At 72.5% G+C, this 15,832-nt stretch carries 13 protein-coding genes; 8 read left to right on the top strand and 5 right to left on the bottom strand.

Annotated features, from left to right (window positions below; all coding sequences use genetic code 11):
- The first annotated feature begins 1,073 nt into the window (after positions 1-1,073).
- Complete coding sequence (locus ACWCRA_RS21210; RefSeq protein WP_351559762.1) at positions 1,074-2,123, top strand: hypothetical protein; 1,050 nt, start codon at positions 1,074-1,076, stop codon at positions 2,121-2,123.
- A gap of 33 nt (positions 2,124-2,156) precedes the next feature.
- On the opposite strand, the gene ACWCRA_RS21205 is transcribed toward ACWCRA_RS21210, so the two are convergent.
- From ACWCRA_RS21205 to ACWCRA_RS21195, 3 genes are all read right to left on the bottom strand, one after another.
- Positions 2,157-3,197, bottom strand: a complete 1,041-nt coding sequence (locus ACWCRA_RS21205) for a vWA domain-containing protein (protein ID WP_451068312.1) — start codon at positions 3,195-3,197, stop codon at positions 2,157-2,159.
- Positions 3,198-3,603: 406 nt separating this feature from the next.
- Positions 3,604-4,101: a ricin-type beta-trefoil lectin domain protein gene (locus ACWCRA_RS21200; protein ID WP_351559766.1), complete on the bottom strand. Its 498-nt coding sequence runs from the start codon at positions 4,099-4,101 to the stop codon at positions 3,604-3,606.
- Positions 4,102-4,742: 641 nt separating this feature from the next.
- Positions 4,743-5,966, bottom strand: coding sequence for a thiolase family protein (locus ACWCRA_RS21195; protein WP_451068311.1), 1,224 nt, complete (start codon positions 5,964-5,966; stop codon positions 4,743-4,745).
- 576 nt (positions 5,967-6,542) lie between these two features.
- On the opposite strand from ACWCRA_RS21195, the gene ACWCRA_RS21190 reads away from it, so the two are divergent.
- Positions 6,543-7,178 (top strand): HAD family hydrolase, encoded by a 636-nt coding sequence (locus ACWCRA_RS21190; RefSeq protein ID WP_351555951.1) that lies wholly within the window; start codon positions 6,543-6,545, stop codon positions 7,176-7,178.
- A 79-nt stretch (positions 7,179-7,257) separates the two neighbouring features.
- Here the strand turns inward: ACWCRA_RS21190 and ACWCRA_RS21185 are convergent, their stop codons facing one another.
- Together ACWCRA_RS21185 and ACWCRA_RS21180 are read right to left on the bottom strand one after the other, a co-directional pair.
- The gene (locus tag ACWCRA_RS21185; protein WP_351555945.1) at positions 7,258-8,025 is read right to left on the bottom strand and encodes a S1 family peptidase; all 768 of its coding nucleotides are present in this window, start codon (positions 8,023-8,025) and stop codon (positions 7,258-7,260) included.
- A 391-nt stretch (positions 8,026-8,416) separates the two neighbouring features.
- Positions 8,417-9,478, bottom strand: coding sequence for an amino acid ABC transporter permease (locus tag ACWCRA_RS21180; RefSeq protein ID WP_451068310.1), 1,062 nt, complete (start codon positions 9,476-9,478; stop codon positions 8,417-8,419).
- Positions 9,479-10,177: 699 nt separating this feature from the next.
- Here ACWCRA_RS21180 and ACWCRA_RS21175 point away from each other — a divergent pair.
- From ACWCRA_RS21175 to ACWCRA_RS21150, 6 genes are all read left to right on the top strand, one after another.
- On the top strand, positions 10,178-11,410 hold the full coding sequence (locus tag ACWCRA_RS21175; RefSeq protein ID WP_451068309.1) for an LLM class flavin-dependent oxidoreductase: 1,233 nt from the start codon (positions 10,178-10,180) through the stop codon (positions 11,408-11,410).
- Positions 11,407-11,955, top strand: coding sequence for a GNAT family N-acetyltransferase (locus ACWCRA_RS21170; protein WP_351555936.1), 549 nt, complete (start codon positions 11,407-11,409; stop codon positions 11,953-11,955). Before ACWCRA_RS21175 ends, ACWCRA_RS21170 begins: the two co-directional genes overlap by 4 nt.
- Positions 11,956-11,957: 2 nt before the next feature.
- Positions 11,958-12,908 (top strand): ABC transporter substrate-binding protein, encoded by a 951-nt coding sequence (locus ACWCRA_RS21165; protein WP_451068336.1) that lies wholly within the window; start codon positions 11,958-11,960, stop codon positions 12,906-12,908.
- A 21-nt stretch (positions 12,909-12,929) separates the two neighbouring features.
- The gene (locus tag ACWCRA_RS21160; protein ID WP_351555930.1) at positions 12,930-13,958 is read left to right on the top strand and encodes an amino acid ABC transporter permease; all 1,029 of its coding nucleotides are present in this window, start codon (positions 12,930-12,932) and stop codon (positions 13,956-13,958) included.
- Positions 13,959-14,029: 71 nt separating this feature from the next.
- Entirely contained in the window at positions 14,030-14,782 is a 753-nt protein-coding gene (locus ACWCRA_RS21155) for an amino acid ABC transporter ATP-binding protein (RefSeq protein ID WP_351555948.1), read from the top strand.
- Between the two features lie 37 nt (positions 14,783-14,819).
- Positions 14,820-15,809, top strand: a complete 990-nt coding sequence (locus ACWCRA_RS21150) for an ABC transporter substrate-binding protein (RefSeq protein WP_351555927.1) — start codon at positions 14,820-14,822, stop codon at positions 15,807-15,809.
- The last annotated feature ends 23 nt before the right edge of the window (positions 15,810-15,832 follow it).

Here is a 15,832-nt window from a genome sequence, read left to right as displayed (position 1 = left end):
ACCATGGAGCGGGAGCCACCGGGTTCCGTGAAGCCGACCAGGGGCCAAGTGAACGGCAGCGTAGGAGGGTAGGAGAATTCGCACAAGATATCCACACACAGATCCGGAAACGGGCCACACCGACTGGCGGAAACACAAGGGTCCCAGGGCTGCGGTGGCACACCGGCGTGAAGAACCGGCCGCCGAACCTCGCAACGGTCCGGGCCCGGCACCAGCAGAAGCCGAACCGCCGGACCGGCCGCGGAGGGCGACGGCCGATCCACGCCCGTCAGCCTTGCCCTCGTATGAATCCCGTACAGGTGCACGGGCCGTGGCAGGGCAGGTCAGCGACCGCCTCGGCCAGTGAATCGCCCTCGGCGCGGAGCAGTTCGGCGATCTCGGCAGCCAGTGCCGGCAACGCATCCGCGAGTCGTGGGCACAGCCCGTCTGTCACCGCGGCACCCTGCGTCCGGCAGTCCCTGACAAGCGCCCGGGGTTGCCGCGCGAGCTCAGAGGCGCTGGGTGTCCGGACTCTTGGCGGCCGCTGCCGGAGGTGCGCGGGCGTGCCGGTGAGGGTGAAGACGGTGTGAAGGCTGTGGCCGGGGCCGGGTGGGGTGGTGACGTCGCGGGTGGTGCTGCGAGGTGGCGGGAGGAGGACTCCGGGGCGGGTGGTGAGCAGGAGGCGGGCGAGGAACGAATCGCCGGGGCGGCCGGGGCGACGGGCTGACGGCCGCCCGTGAATCCCGGCCCTCCGCTCCTCGCCCCCGCCGGAGACCGGCCTGCGATCGGCACCTCTCGGGTGGTACGCCGGCATGCGGCGACCGACGCGTGCCGGCGCCCTGTCGGAGCACCGGCCCGGGTCCGCCCGGTGCCGAGCCGCTGGCGCGCGGATGCGCGCTGCACACGCCGCTTGTGCGCCCTTGTGAAGGACGCCGCATCCGGGGCATCTTAGCCGGGGCCGGGAACTGGATGTGACCCATTGGTAACCAGGAGTAGTGCTCGCGCGTGCTTGAGGGGGCGCGGTGGAACGTGCCCCGGCCCGCACATGCCGCCCTCCCGCCCGCAGACCGGACTGATCCTGGAAGGCAGGCCCCGTGCACCGTCTGACCAAGCCCACCCGCACCCAACTGGTCCCCAACGGAGACAGAAGCCCCGGCGCGGAAGGCTTCAGCCTCACCGCACTCACCGTCCCGGAGTGGGAGGAGCTGCTCTCAGGGACGACCGCCCACCGGACCGCCGCCATGGCCGGACGGCGGGTGGGCCGGGCGGAAGTGGAAGCACTGAAGAGCATGACCGCCTACTTCGCCACCTCCACCGGGGCATTCGGCGGCGGGCACGCACGCACCGCTCTCGCGGCCTACCTCGCCGACGACGTCACCCCCTGGCTCCTCGCCGGCGCCGGCGATCACGTACACCGTCAACTCCTCACGCACACCGCCCAGCTCACCATCCTCCTGGGCAACATGTGTGCCGACGACGACGCCGACGCCCTCGCCCAGCGCCACCACCGCACAGCCGCCCACCTGGCCGCCGAGGCCGAAGACCCCCACACCTACACCATCGCCGTCCGGGCACTCGCCGCCCACGCGCTGGAACTCGGACACCACCGGCCCGCGCTCGCCCTGACCGAACAGGCGGTCGCCACCGCCGCCCGCCACGCGTCGCCGCTGACCCAAGCCTTCACCCAGGCCCAACTGGCCCTCGCCCACGCGCGAGTCCAGGACCGCCCCCGCGCTCTCCTCGCCCTGCGCAGGGCCGAGGTCCTCCACGGCCAGGCGGACCAGGACCCCTCCGACCCGTTCGACACCTACCCGATCGCGGCCCTGCACTTCCAGCGGGCCCGGACCCTGGCTGCCCTGAGGGACCACCGGGCAGCCGGCCGCGCCTTCCACGCCTCCCTCCGCGCCCGCGCCCCCCAGGCGCGCCGAGCCCGGGCGCTGACCACGGCGCACCTGGCCGAGTCGCAGCTCCTCCGGGGAAACCTCGAAGAGTCCGTCAGCACCTGGAAACGCTTCCTGGCCGACTACCCGGGACTGCGCTCCTCCCGCGCCACCGCCTTTCTCACCACCATGCGCCGGGCACTGCGCCCCCACAGCTCTCATCCCGAGGTGGCGCTCCTGCAGGAGGAGGCCGCTTCCTGGTGACTCCCGCCCGTGAGCGGAGGTGATGGCCCGGGGTCAGTGCATCAGCAGCAGCCGTGTGTTCGGCACGAGTTTGCGGTTCACGCTGGTGCTCTGCACGAAGATGGTGAAGTCGTCGTTGTGGTCCGGCTTGATGCGGACCTCCACATCCGGCAGGCCGAGCAGGGCCCGGGCCTCGGGCCCCGTGTACACCCGGTCCGTCTTCTTCTCCAGCACCGCGATCCGCTTCCGCGCCTGGATCTTCTCCGTCTTGCTCAGCTGGTAGAAAGCGCCACCGGTGCGGTAGGTGTGACCGGATTCGACGACCCAGTTCCGGATCGCCGTGTCACGGTCCACCGGGATCAGCGCGAACGCCGAGGGGTCGACCGGGGTGAGGCCGGCCGCCTGGATGGTGTCCCTGTTGACCGCCTCCGCACCCGTGGAGAACACCGCCCGCGATCCCCGGATGCCCTTGGTGCGGCCCACCATGAACTTCTCGGTGGCCTCCCGGATGACCTGCCCGGCCTCCTCCAGCCCCTGTGTGGTCGTCGCGTCCCAGACGGCTATGTTGTCCTTCGGGAAACCGCACCGCATCGCCTCGCGCTTGCCCACGTGGTCCGGCACCAGGACGGCCAGCGTCCAGTTGTCGTTCTGCGCCCCGATCATCCCCGTCACCGCCCGGACCAGCTCCTGAGGGTCCCTGCTGGGGGCGTCGGGGCAGCGGTGACTCGCGTTCTCCTGCCCGTCGGTGAGGACGAACGTCAGGAAGCTGTGGTCGCCGTACAGCTGAGCCGTCAGCGCCAGCTCCCGCTGCGACTTCAGCGCCGCCGCCAGCAGGGCCGTCATGCCACCGGTTCGGTACAGCTGCTTCAGGGACGGCATCCGCAGCACGTCCTTGTCATAGATGACGCACTCCACCTCGTCGGCGAAGACGTACACCGTGACACGGGTCTCCTGGTCCAGTTCCCCCGACCGGCGCGCGAGATAGGCGATCTGCTGGTCGGCGACGTCGACGACCTTGCGGCTCAGGTGCGACATCGACGAACTGGCATCCAGCACAAGAGCGACGTGGTTGATGTAGTTCTGGCTTCCGGACACGGGCAGCTCCCCCTCGTGACGAGTCGATGGTCCTCACCGTCTCACCCACCACTGACAATCGGGGTTCACGAAATCGGGGCGGCCCGTGTCGCGAACGACGCGGAAGGCGGAGGCCCTGGCTCCGCGCGCTCCCCGCGCTCCGCGACGGGCGCGGGCACCACGCGCGTTCCACCTGCCGCCGCCCTCCGGAACACGGGACTCCGGAGGACGGCGGAGGGACATGGACGGCTGCCGCCGCCCTGCGGTGAGGGCTTCGGCGGACGGTCCCGTCCGCGCGGGGCGCTTCACGGGACCGGGGTTCGCCGGTGCTCGGGCACGAACCCGCCCGGAGTGTTCATCGGTTGCCGCCCGGACGCCCGTCGCCGGCGAGCGGTGCCACCGGCCCGGAGGATGGGGCGGGGCGGGATCAGTACGCGGTGAGGCTGATCAGCTCGCCCGTTCTGGTCCAGCGCTGCTGTGAGGAGGAGGCGTTGCACCCGGACACACTGGCCGCCAGGAACGAGGGGTAGTTCGTGTACAGGCACATGCCGGGGTGGGCGGCCAGCCGGATCAGCTCGCCGTCGAAGGTCCAGCGCTGCTTCGACGAGGAGGCGTTGCACCCGGAGACGCTGGCCGCGTAGAAGGACGGGTAGTTCGTGGACAGGCACATGCCGGGGTGGGCGGCCAGCCGGATCAGCTCACCGTCGACGGTCCAGCGCTGTTCGGACGAGGACCCGTTGCACCCTTTCACGCTGGCCGCGTAGAAGGAGGGGTAGGCCGTGGCCAGACACTGGTTGCCCACGAGCGGGGCGACCGTGCCGGACGGTGCGGCGTCGGCCGTGGCGGCCGTGGCGGACGAGGGGAGAGCGAAGGCCGCCAGCGAGAGCAGCGCGGGTAAGAGAAGCTTGCGGAACACCTTGGACATGAGAGGAATCCCTTCGGAGCGGGCGGAGACGCGTCGGCGGGCGCGTGCGCGGGGCCCGGCGGCGTATCCGGTTGATGATGGCCTTCAGGGGTTCCCCTCCACCGTGACGCAGCATGCGTTCCCCGCGGAGTGATCTCTCTCACATGTCATGTATGCGTAATGAGCTGACGTGCGGAAATGCTTCAGGCCCCGGTCACCCTGGACCAGCGGCCGTCCACGGGCGAGGGACGCCCGCACCGCCTCCCGGCCGGCCCGGTGGCGGGAGCCGGGACCACCCGGCGGATGCCCCTCCCGGCGGACGGGTCCTCCCGGTGGGCGGGCCCTCCCGGCGGTGCCGCCCGGCACCGCCCGGTGCGCCGGCCCCGGCCCCAGGGCGGCCCGGCCGGGCTCCAGCGGCTCCCCGGTTTTGGCACCCCCGGCGACGACACCGCCGTGCCCGGTGACCGGCCGCGGCTTCGGCGTCCGTTCCGGCGGGTCGCGGATCGCGTGCGGCGCAAGGACCCCGCGGGCGCCGGCCGTCTTCCGCGCCGCCGCCCGGTCGGGGCGGCGACCGCTCCCCGGAGCCCCCCGGTGGCCCCGGAGCCCTTGGCGGTCCCGGTGGCCCCGGAGGCCCCACGCGGAGGCCCGGTGCGCCGGGTCGCTCAGACCCGCTCCACGAGCAGGGCGACGCCCTGGCCGACGCCGACGCAGAGTGTGGCGAGGCCGAGGCGGGCGTCCTCGCGTTCGAGGCGGCCGAGGAGGGTGAGCAGGATGCGGGCGCCGGAGGAGCCGAGGGGGTGTCCGAGGGCGATGGCGCCACCGTCGGCGTTGACCTTCTCCTCGTCGAGGTCCAGCCGCCGGATCACGGCCAGTGCCTGGGCGGCGAAGGCTTCGTTCAGTTCGACCGCGTCCAGATCGCGGAGTGACCGGCCGGCCCGGGCGAGCGCCTTCTCGGTGGCGGGAACCGGGCCGAGCCCCATGAGCTGCGGCGGGACCCCGGCGGACGCGGAGGTGATGATCCGGGCCCTGGGGGTGAGTCCGTGGCGGCGTACGGCCGCGCCACCGGCGACGATCAGCGCGGAGGCGCCGTCGGAGAGAGGTGAGGAGGAGCCGGCGGTGACGATGCCGCCGGGACGGAAGATGGTCCGCAGACTCCCCAGTTTCTCGGGGGTGGTGGTGGGGCGGGGACCCTCGTCGCGGGTGACGGCCCCGTCCTTGAGGGGGACCGCGACGATCTCGCGGTCGAAGTGCCCGGCTTCCCGCGCCGCGACGGCCCGCTGGTGGCTGCGGAGGGCGAAGGCGTCGGAGTCGGCGCGGGTGATGCCGTCGAGTGCGGCGACCTCCTCGGCGGTCTCGCCCATCGACAGGGTGACCCGGGCCGTCTCCGGGCCGGCTCCGGCGGGCACCGAGCGGTCGGCGGCGGTGAAGCGGGGGCTGGTGAAGCGCCAGCCGAGCGAGGTGTCGTGGATCTCGCCCGGTTTGGCCCAGGGAGTGCCGGGTTTGGCCATGACCCAGGGCGCGCGGGTCATCGACTCCACTCCGCCCGCCACGACGAGGTCGGCCTCACCGGCGCGGATGGCCTGGGCGGCGGAGGCCACGGCGGTCAGGCCGGAGGCGCAGAGCCGGTTGACGGTGTATCCGGGCACGGTGTGGGGGAGTCCGGCGAGCAGGACCGCCATGCGGGCCACGTTCCGATTGTCCTCGCCGGCCTGGTTGGCGGCTCCGAGGATCACCTCGTCCACGGCCTCGCCCGGGATGCCGGCCCGCCGCACGGCCTCGCCGACCACCAGGGCCGCCAGGTCGTCGGGGCGCACCGACGCCAGCGCGCCGCCGTAGCGGCCCTGGGGCGTGCGGGCGCCGTCGATCAGAAAGACCTCGTCGGACATGGGCGGACTCCTCAGCGGGAACGGGCGGCCGCGATCGCGGGGCGGTGAGGCGGCCGGTGAAGGAAGCGGGATCGGACAGGGTGGCACGTGCCGCCGGGTGGGCACCAGCGGGCGGTGCGCTCGCTCCCCCGCCGGGAGGGCGTCCCGCCGAGCCCCGGCCGCGCCGCCGGTCGTCGTGCGCCGCCCTCCCTCGCGGGGTTCCCGTCCGGCACCGCCGGCCCGGACGGCGCGCCGCGGAGGAGGTGGCCGCGGCCGGCGCGCCACCCGTGGCCTGGGGCGAGCGGCACCGGCTCGCCCCCTGGCGGGCGGCCGGACGCGGAGCCGGAGAGCATGCCCGGGCTCGCCGGCGACCGGCGGGGCGGGCGCCCGCACGGCCGCGAGGCGGCGTGAGGGCTGCGGGGTGGCCGCACCCGGGCGGCGCGCTCCGTCCTGGTGCGGGCGATGACGGCAGTGGAGCCGTGGAGCCGTGGGGCAATGGGGCCGTGGCGCCGCACGCGCTGGACGCCCTCGGGGAGTCGGATGGGCGGCGCCGCGTGGCATCCTGGACCGGTGTTCTCCTCCGGCCCTGTGGGCGCTGTGTTCTTCGACGTCGACGGAACTCTCGTCCCCGGGACGAGTTCGTCGGTCTTTCTCGCAGGGTTCCTCGGCCACCGGGACGAGTTGGCCCGGGCCGAGGACGCCTACGCCCGCGGCGACCTGGACAACCGGCAGGTGTCCGAACGGGATGCCCGGGGCTGGGCGGGCGTGTCCGAGGAGCAGATCCTCGGCCGGCTCGACGGGCTTCCCCTGGTCCCGGGCATCACGGAGACCGTGCGCTGGTGCCGGGGGAACGGGCTGGTGCCCGTGCTGGCGACGCTGGCCTGGTCGCCGGTCGGCGGATATCTGGCCGGCCGCTTCGGCTTCCACGCCTTCAGCGGACCCCGCCTGGAGAGGGCCGGCGGCCGGTTCACGGGCCGTGTCGCCCGCCACCTCGACGAGTACGGCAAACGGGACTTCGCCCTCGCGCTGGCCCGGGAGCTGGGGTTGCCACCCGGCGTGTGCGGGGCCGTCGGGGACAGCCGTTCCGATCTGCCCCTGTTCGCCTCCGTCGGGCTGAGCGTGGCGTTCAACGCCTCGGCGGCGGCACGGGAGGCGGCGACCGTCACGGTGGACGGCGGCGATCTGCGAGACGTACTGCCCGCCCTCAGCGGCCTGGTCGCGGCGGCGCGCTGACGGCCTCGCGCCGACGGCCGGAAGGGGCCGGCCCGCGGCGCTCGCCGCGGGCCGGCCCCTCTTCGGGACGGCGCGCCGGTCAGACCCCGGCGAGGGACTGAATCCACGAACGGTACGCGGTCACGTTCGTGTAGGCGGTGATGGTCTGCCGGTCGCTGGTGGAGGCGACACCGACCTGGATGCCGTTGGCCATCATCGGACCGCCCGAGTCGCCGCCCGCGGTGATGCCGTCGCCGCGGCGGGCGCAGATCGCGGTGCCGTTGTAGGCGTCGCGGCAGGCTCCGCTCACGATGACGTTGGCGACCTTCAGATAGCGGGACTGGCAGTTGATCTCGGAGCCGCACTGGGAGGTGGCGCCCCAGCCGTACACCTGCACGGTCTGGTTCACGGAGACCGAGCCGGGCTGTCCGAGGCGGGCATAGGTCGCCGTGACCGAGCGGTCGAGCTTGACCAGGGACAGGTCGGAGGAGGAGTGGTTGTGGACAGCCGAGGCGTTGGCCGAGATGCCGCCGCTGGTCTGGTCGAGGCTGCCGATACGGAACGACAGCCCGCCGCCGGTGACACAGTGCTTGGCGGTGAGTATCCAGGTGGGCGCGATGATCGAGGCGCTGCACGTCTGCCGGCCGTTGGAGAACAGCCGTGCCGCCCACGGGGCGTTGCTCGCGTAGCCCCCGCCGATGATCGGCAGGGCGGCCCGGCCTTCCGCGGCGCCGGAGGCTCTCTCCGCGGCCGGGGCGGCGGCCGGGGCCGGCGCGGGCGCCGGTGTCTGGGCCGTGGCGGTGGGGGCGAGGGCGACTACGGAGAGCGCGGCGGTCGCGAGGGCGGGTATGAGACGGGTGATACGCACGTGGTCTTCTCCATCGTGTGGGGGTGGAGCCCTGCCGGGATGCGCAGGAAGGGCAGGACGCACCAGAGGGTGTCTTGTTGCGTCCATGACACAAGTGGCTGCGGAGAATCTGGCAGACGCCGTGTCGCCGGCACAAGGGGTTGACGGAGGCGACTTGGACGCGGAGAGCCGGACCGTGCCCGAACTGTCCGGACAAGGTCCCGTACGGCACGGCGCCGCTCCTCACCGGTACCGGAGCAGCGCCCCGCCCGCGCCACCGCCCGTCGTGCCCCGCCCTGCCCCGCCCCCGCGCCGCCCGCCGCGTCGGGCGCCGCGCCCCACCCGCGTACCCCCTTCCCGCGCGGTCCCCTCGGCCCGGCCGGCCCCGCGCCCCGCGGCGCGGTCCGTGCCCTCAGGCGCCCGGCGCGGTCGCCCTGTCCCACCGGGTGCGGAGCGCGGCCAGCCGGGCCCTGAGTCCTTGCAGCGGTGTGGGCGGCAGCGCGCGGGCGGAGCCGCGCGCGTAGTGCCGTTCGACGTAGAACTGTCCCGTGCTGAGCACCGTCGTGACGGCGATGTACCAGACGGTGGCGACCAGCAGCAGCGGGATGACCTGATAGGTCTGGTTGTAGACCAGCTGCACCGAGTACAGCAGATCGTGCACGGCCAGCACACTGACGATGCTGGTGCCCTTCAACGTGCCGATCAGCATGTTCCCCGCCGTCGGGACGATGGAGCGCATCGCCTGCGGGATGACGATCCGGCGCAGGGTGCGCGCTCTGCCGATACCGAGGGCCTGGGCCGCCTCCGTCTGGCCCGACTCGACGGAGAGGATGCCGCCGCGCACCACCTCGGCCGCGTAGGCGGCTTCGTGCAGGGTCAGTCCGATGACGGCGGTGAGGGTGGGCCCGAGCAGATGCACCGTCTCGACGGTGACGAACTGCGGTCCGAAGGGGATGCCGAGACCGAGCGTCGGGTAGAGGGCGCCGATGTTGAACCAGAACAGCAGCTGCACCAGCAGGGGAGTGGACCGGAAGATCCAGACGTAGCCCCAGCTGAGGGTGCGCAGCACCGGATTGACGGAGAGCCGCATCACGGCGAGCGGAATGCCGAGCAGAAAGCCGAGCACCATCACCGCACCGGTCAGCCAGAGGGTGAGCAGCAGCCCGTCGAGCACGGCGGCGGTGGTGAAGTACCGGCCCACGACATCCCACTGGAACGCGGGGTTGCGGACGACGGAGTTGACCGCCATCGCGAGCAGCAGCAGCGCCACGACGGCCGTCAGCCGCCGGCCGGTGTGCCGGCGCGGCACGATCCTCGGCAGCTCCCCGCCGGGGGCCGCGCGGTGGACCGGCCTTTCCGGGCTGTCCGGGCTGTCCGGGCCGGGGGCGGGCGCGGGGCCGGGGGCGGAGGAGAGGGGCGGCGGGACGGAACCGTTGACGCGGGAGGGATCGGTGAGATCGGACGGCGGGACCATCAGAAGGCACTCCAGGGGAGGGACGCGCGGGCGCCGGTGACCCACCCGGCGGCGCGTGTGCGTGGACGCCGCGCGGGCACAGCGGCGCGGCGGGCGGTGGAATGGCGGCCGGCTCACGGGCGTCGTCGTGATCACCGCGTCCCTCAACGCGGCCGGCGCGGCTGCCGTGCCCGGCGGAGCCCGTCCGGCCCCGATCGTATGTATCCAACGCCCTTGTGTGTCAACCTCGGTGGCGGACCGTTCATTGGTGTTACATCACCTGGAACACAGTTGACGAGCGGCGAGTTGTACTGCTCAATTGGTCGCATGATTGCCGGTCTGCGCCTGGTTACGCGTGATCACATCGACTTCGGTCGGGTGTGGTCCGCGGCGTGTTGCGCCTGACGCGACAGCGGGCGGCCCGACCGGCCCCTCCCTCCCTCGGCGACCCCGTCGCGGGCCGGAATCCCTCTCCGCACACCGTCGTCCTCCCGCGCTGAGCACCCGCTGAGTCCGCGCGCGGACACCGCTGCGAGAGCCGGCACACCGCTGCCGCCGCCCGACCGTGCCCCTGGCCCGTGCCCGGCGTCGTCCCATCCGCTCACCATCTCGTTCCCCGCCTCCTGACGCGCCGTCCTCCGACGGCCGCAGGCTGCCGCACCGCCGTGCCCGGATACCGACCGGGGCACGGTCCCATGGACTTGAGGAAGGTCATCTCCCGTGCCGGTTGAGTTCCTTGGTATCGCCGCGACCAACAACGGCTCCGAAACCACCCCGCGCTCCGGCGCCGCGTTCGACAAGGAGTACACACTCCGGCTCGCCCGGGCACACGAGGACCACGACTGGGACCGGGTGCTCTTCGCGTACGGCTCCGGATCGCCCGATCCCGCACCGGCCGCCGCCTACATCGCGAGCAGGCTGGACCGCCTCCAGCTCCTGCTCGCCCACCGGCCCAACGTCTCGTACCCGACCTACGCCGCCAAGACCTTCGCCACCCTCGACCGCATCAGCGAGGGCCGGCTGGCCGTGCACTTCATCACCGGCGGCAACGACCGGGAGCAGGGCCGCGAGGGCGACACCCTCACCAAGGACGAGCGCTACACCCGCACCCGTGAGTACATCCGGATCGTCAAGAGGATCTGGACCACCCACGAGCCCTTCGACCACGAGGGGGAGCACTACCGCTTCCACGACTTCGTCAGCGATGTCTTCCCGGTCCGGCAGCCGCGCCCGGACGTGTCGTTCGGCGGTTCCTCGCCCGCGGCGTACGCGGCCGGGGGAGCCGAGGCCGACATCTACTGCCTGTGGGGGGAGCCGCTGGCCAGGACCGCCGAGCAGATCGAGGCCGTGAAGGCCGCCGCGAAGGCGGCGGGCCGCGCCGACGTGCCCCGTATCCAGGTGGCGTTCCGGCCCATCATCGCCCCCACGGAGGAGCTGGCGTGGGAGAAGGCCCACCGCACCGTGGGCGCGATCAAGGACCGCAAGGAGCGCGGCGATCTGGTCACCCGGCGGCACAACGGACACCATCAGCCCGAGAACACCGGTTCGCAGCGGCTGATCGCCATCGCCGAGGCGGGGGAGCGCTACGACCGCGCCCTGTGGACCCCGACAGCCGCTGCCACCGGTGGCGCGGGCAACTCCAACGCCCTGGTCGGCACGCCGGAGACGGTCGCCCAGGCGCTGCTGGACTACTACGACCTCGGCGTCGACATCCTCTCCGCCCGGGGCTACGACCTGCTGGGCGACGCGATCGACTTCGGCCGGCACGTCATTCCGATCGTCCGCGAGGAGGTCGCCAAGCGCGACGCCGAACGCCGGAACCAGCATGCCGCCGAGCCCGCCGGGTCCGCCGAGCCCGCCGGGTCCGCCGAGCCCGCCGGGTCCGCCGAGCCCGGCGCCGAGCCGGCGGCGGCGCACGGCGGCTCCCGGACCGCCGCGGCGGTGAACAGATGACCTCCTCCACCCGGCCCCGGCTCCGGCCCCGGCACGCCCCGGCCGACCGGGCCATCGTCCATGTCACCGTCTCCGACCCGAGGACCGGGCCCCTGCTGCGCGAACTCGGCGACGAGTACTCGGCGCGCTACGGCAAGGACGCCCACGCCGAGCTCGCCCGCTACCCCGACGAGGAGTTCACCCCGTCCCACGGCGGTGTCCTGCTCCTCCTCGTCGAGGACGGCGAGCCCGTCGCGGGCGGCGCGTTCCGCCGGTACGACGAGACCACGGCCGAGCTGAAGCGGATCTGGACGCACTCCGCGCACCGGCGGCGCGGTCTGGCCCGGCGGATCGTCGCCGAGCTGGAACGCGAGGCCGCCGCCCGCGGCTACCGGCGCATCCGTCTGACCACGGGGCCGCGCCAGCCCGAGGCCCGCGGACTGTATCTGACCACCGGCTACACGCCGTTGTTCGACACCGGCGCGGACCCCGAGACCATCGGCCTCCTGGCGTTCGAGAAGCGCCTGCCCACCCCCGCGCATCACGGAGAGGCGGCGGTCCTGTGACCATCCGCGGCATCGGAACGCGACTGCGCGCCGGCACCGGCATCGCGCTGCTGTCCGCACTGGCGCTGACCGCGTGCGGCTCCGGCGACACCCCCGGCGCCGCCCCGGCGGGAGCCGGGGCGTCCCGCGCGCCGGCCGACGACCCGGTGGCCGCCGTGCGCACCGTGGCGTCCGCCGCCGCCCTGCTCCCCGCGGACGTCCGGGCGTCGGGGAAGCTGCGGGTCGGCAGCTCGATCGGCGCCCCGCCCGGGGCGTACTACCCGAACGGGTCGAACCAGCCGCCCGCGGGTCTGGACATCGACCTCGCGAACGCGGTGGCCAAGGTCCTCGGTGTCGAACTGGAGCGGCAGGACGCCTCCTTCGAGACGATCCTGCCCGCCCTCGGCAGCGGCAAGTACGACTTCGGCACCGGGAACTTCGGTGTCACCGCCGAGCGGCTGAAGACCATCGACTTCGTCACCTACATCAACGACGGCCAGGGCTTCGCGGTGAAGAAGGGCAACACCGAGCTGACCACGAAGGTCACGGACCTCACCCAGCTCTGCGGACTGACCATCGGCACCGGGGCGGGCACCACCTTCGAGGCGACCCTCGCCGCCCAGCGGGGCGTCTGCGCCAAGGCGGGGAAGAAGCCGTACGAGGTCAAGGTCTACTCCGAGAACGGGGCCACCCTCACCGCGCTCCAGCAGGGCCGGACCGACGTGATCATGTCGACCATCAACGGGCTGCGCCACCAGGCGTCCCGGTCCGCCTCGGGGACCACCTTCCTCGGGGAGTACCACCGTCTCGATGTCGGCTTCGCCTTCGACAAGGGCTCACCTCTCACCAAGGCGTTCCGGGCCGCGGTCAACGAGCTGATCGCCGGTGGCACCTACGCCCGGATTCTCAAGAAATGGGGCACATCCGCCTCCGCGATCGAGACATCGCGCATCAACCCGCCCGAGCACGGCTGACGAGTGAGCAGGAACGCCACGATGGGACTCACCACCGATTCCACCGCCGCGCCACCGGGCGCGGCCTCCCCGGGCCCCGGCCCCGGCACCCCGCCGGGCCCCGGTGATCCGGCCCGCCTCCGGGTCGTCCCCGCCCGCCACTACGCCCGCTGGGCGGCGGGTGCGGCCGTGACCGTGCTGGTCGTCCAGTTCGCGCACGGGATGGCCACCAACCCGGTCTGGGAGTGGGGTGTCTTCAGCGACTACATCCTCTCCGAGACGATCGTGGACGCGGTGTGGGTGACCCTCCAGCTCACCGCCTACGCGACGGTGCTGGGCTTTCTCCTCGGCACCGTCCTGGCCTTCATGCGCCTCTCGCGCAGCCCGGTGCTCCAGACCGTCGCCTGGACCTATGTCTGGATCTTCCGCTCCATTCCGATGATCGTCCAGCTGGTGTTCTGGTTCAACCTCAGCGCCCTGTACGCGAGTCTGGGCGTCGGCATCCCCTTCGGCCCGGTCTTCTGGTCCGTCGACAGCAACAGTCTGATCGGCACCATGGGCGCCGCCGTCATCGGGCTGACGCTGCACCAGGCCGCGTACGCCGCCGAGATCGTCCGCGGCGGCGTCATCGCCGTCGACCACGGCCAGTCCGAGGCCGCCGCGGCGCTGGGCATCCCCCGGCTGCGCCAGATCCGCCGGATCGTGCTGCCGCAGGCGATGCGCGCCATTCTGCCGACCGCCGGGAACGAGATCATCGGACTGCTCAAGGGCACGTCGGTGGTGTACGTGATGGCCATCGGCGAGCTGTTCTACCAGGTCCAGGTGATCTACGGCCGCAACGGCCGGGTGATCCCGCTGCTCCTGGTCGCGACCGCCTGGTACGTGGTCCTCACCTCGGTGCTGTCGGTCGGCCAGTACTACGTGGAGCGGCACTTCGCCCGGGGCGCCAACCGCACCCCGCCGCCCTCCCCGATCCAGCGCGCCCGCCGTTTCGTACGGAATCTGCGCGCGGCGGCCTCCCGGCCCGACCGGCCCGTCATCCCCCTGAAGACCCTCGGAGGCAGCCGATGAGCGAGGTGACGGTGGACGCCGGCAGAACGGCGGCCCGGGCCGCCGAGGCGACGCCCGACGCGGAGGAGGTGATGGTGGACATCCGCGGTGTCCACAAGAGCTTCGGCGCCCTGGAGGTGCTGCGCGGGGTCGATCTGCGGGTGCGCGCGGGGGAGGTCACCGTGATCCTCGGTCCGTCCGGCTCCGGAAAGTCCACGCTGCTGCGCACCATCAACCACCTGGAGAAGGTCAACCGGGGCTGGATCAGCATCGACGGCGAACTCATCGGCTACCGCCGCTCCGGCGACAAGCTGCACGAGCTGAAGGAGAAGGACGTTCTGAAGCAGCGCACCCACATCGGGTTCGTCTTCCAGAACTTCAACCTCTTCCCGCATCTGACCGTGCTGGAGAACCTGGTGGAGGCCCCGGTCTCCGCGCTGCGGCTGCGGCGCGGGGAGGCACAGGAGCGGGCCCGGCGGCTGCTGGACCGGGTCGGGCTCGCCGACAAGACCGACGCCTATCCGCGGCAGCTCTCCGGGGGCCAGCAGCAGCGCGTGGCCATCGCCCGCGCGCTCGCCCTCGAACCGAAGGTGCTGCTCTTCGACGAGCCCACATCGGCGCTCGACCCCGAGCTGGTCGGTGAGGTCCTGGACGTCATCAAGGACCTGGCCCGCACCGGCACGACCATGATCGTCGTAACCCATGAGATCGGCTTCGCCCGCGAGGTCGCCGACACCGTGGTGTTCATGGACGACGGAGTCGTCGTGGAACGGGGCTCACCCGCCGCCGTCCTGGACGACCCGCGCCACGAGCGCACCCGTGCCTTCCTCTCCAAAGTCCTCTGACCGCGCCTCACCCCTCCCACAGGCAAGGAGCACCGCCATGTCCCTCTCCCTCTCCCTCTCCCGCCGCACCGGCGCCGCCGCGCTCGGCATGACCGCCGCCCTTCTCCTCGCCGCGTGCGGCAACCCCTCCGAGGACGGCACGACCGGGACGGGGGAGGCCAAGGACACGGGTACGAAGATCAATCTGAGCCCCGACCAGAACCGCGTCACCACCGGGAAGGTCGACTCCATCGCCGCCGGGGTTCCCGAGAGAATCCGCAAGAGAGGCACCCTGGAGATCGCCAGCTCCTCCGGCTCCGAGGCGCCCCTGGGCTTCCACGCCACCGACAACAAGACCGTCATCGGCGCCGAGCCCGACATCGCCCATCTGGTCGCCGATGTGCTCGGCCTCGAACCGCGCATCAACACGGTCTCCTGGGAGAACATCTTCGTCGGCCTCGACAGCGGCAAGTACGACGCCGGCTTCAGCAACATCACCGACACCGAGGAGCGCAAGGAGAAGTACGACTTCGCCACCTACCGCAAGGACAACCTGGGCTTCGCGGCGAAGAAGGGCAGCGGTCTGAAGATCAGCGGGCCCAAGGACGTCGCCGGCCGGACCGTCGCCGTGAGCAGCGGCACCAATCAGGAGAAGCTTCTGGTCGAGTGGAGCAAGGAGGCCGAGAAGGCCGGCCTCGCGCCGGTGGACATCAAGTACTACCAGAACGAGAGCGACACCTACCTCGCCCTCCAGTCCGGCCGGATCGAGCTCTACCTCGGCCCCAACCCGACCGCCGCCCACCACGCCGCCACCACGGGCAAGACCGAGGTCGTCGGTGTCCACTCCGGAGCCGGGGCCACCCTCCAGGGTCTTATCGCGGCCACGACCAAGAAGGACAACGGCCTGGTCAAGCCGCTCGCCGACGCCCTCAACGAGATCATCCGCAACGGTACGTACACCAAGGTGCTGAAGCGCTGGGGTCTGACCGACGAGGCCGTGACCACCTCGCGGATCAACCCGCCCGGACTGCCCAGGACCAACCAGTAGCCGCCGCCGGGACAGCGGTGACG

It is taken from the genome of Streptomyces sp. NPDC001889, assembly GCF_053594535.1.
Note: the sequence above shows the minus strand (reverse complement) of the source record. Positions and strands in the feature narration are given on the sequence as shown.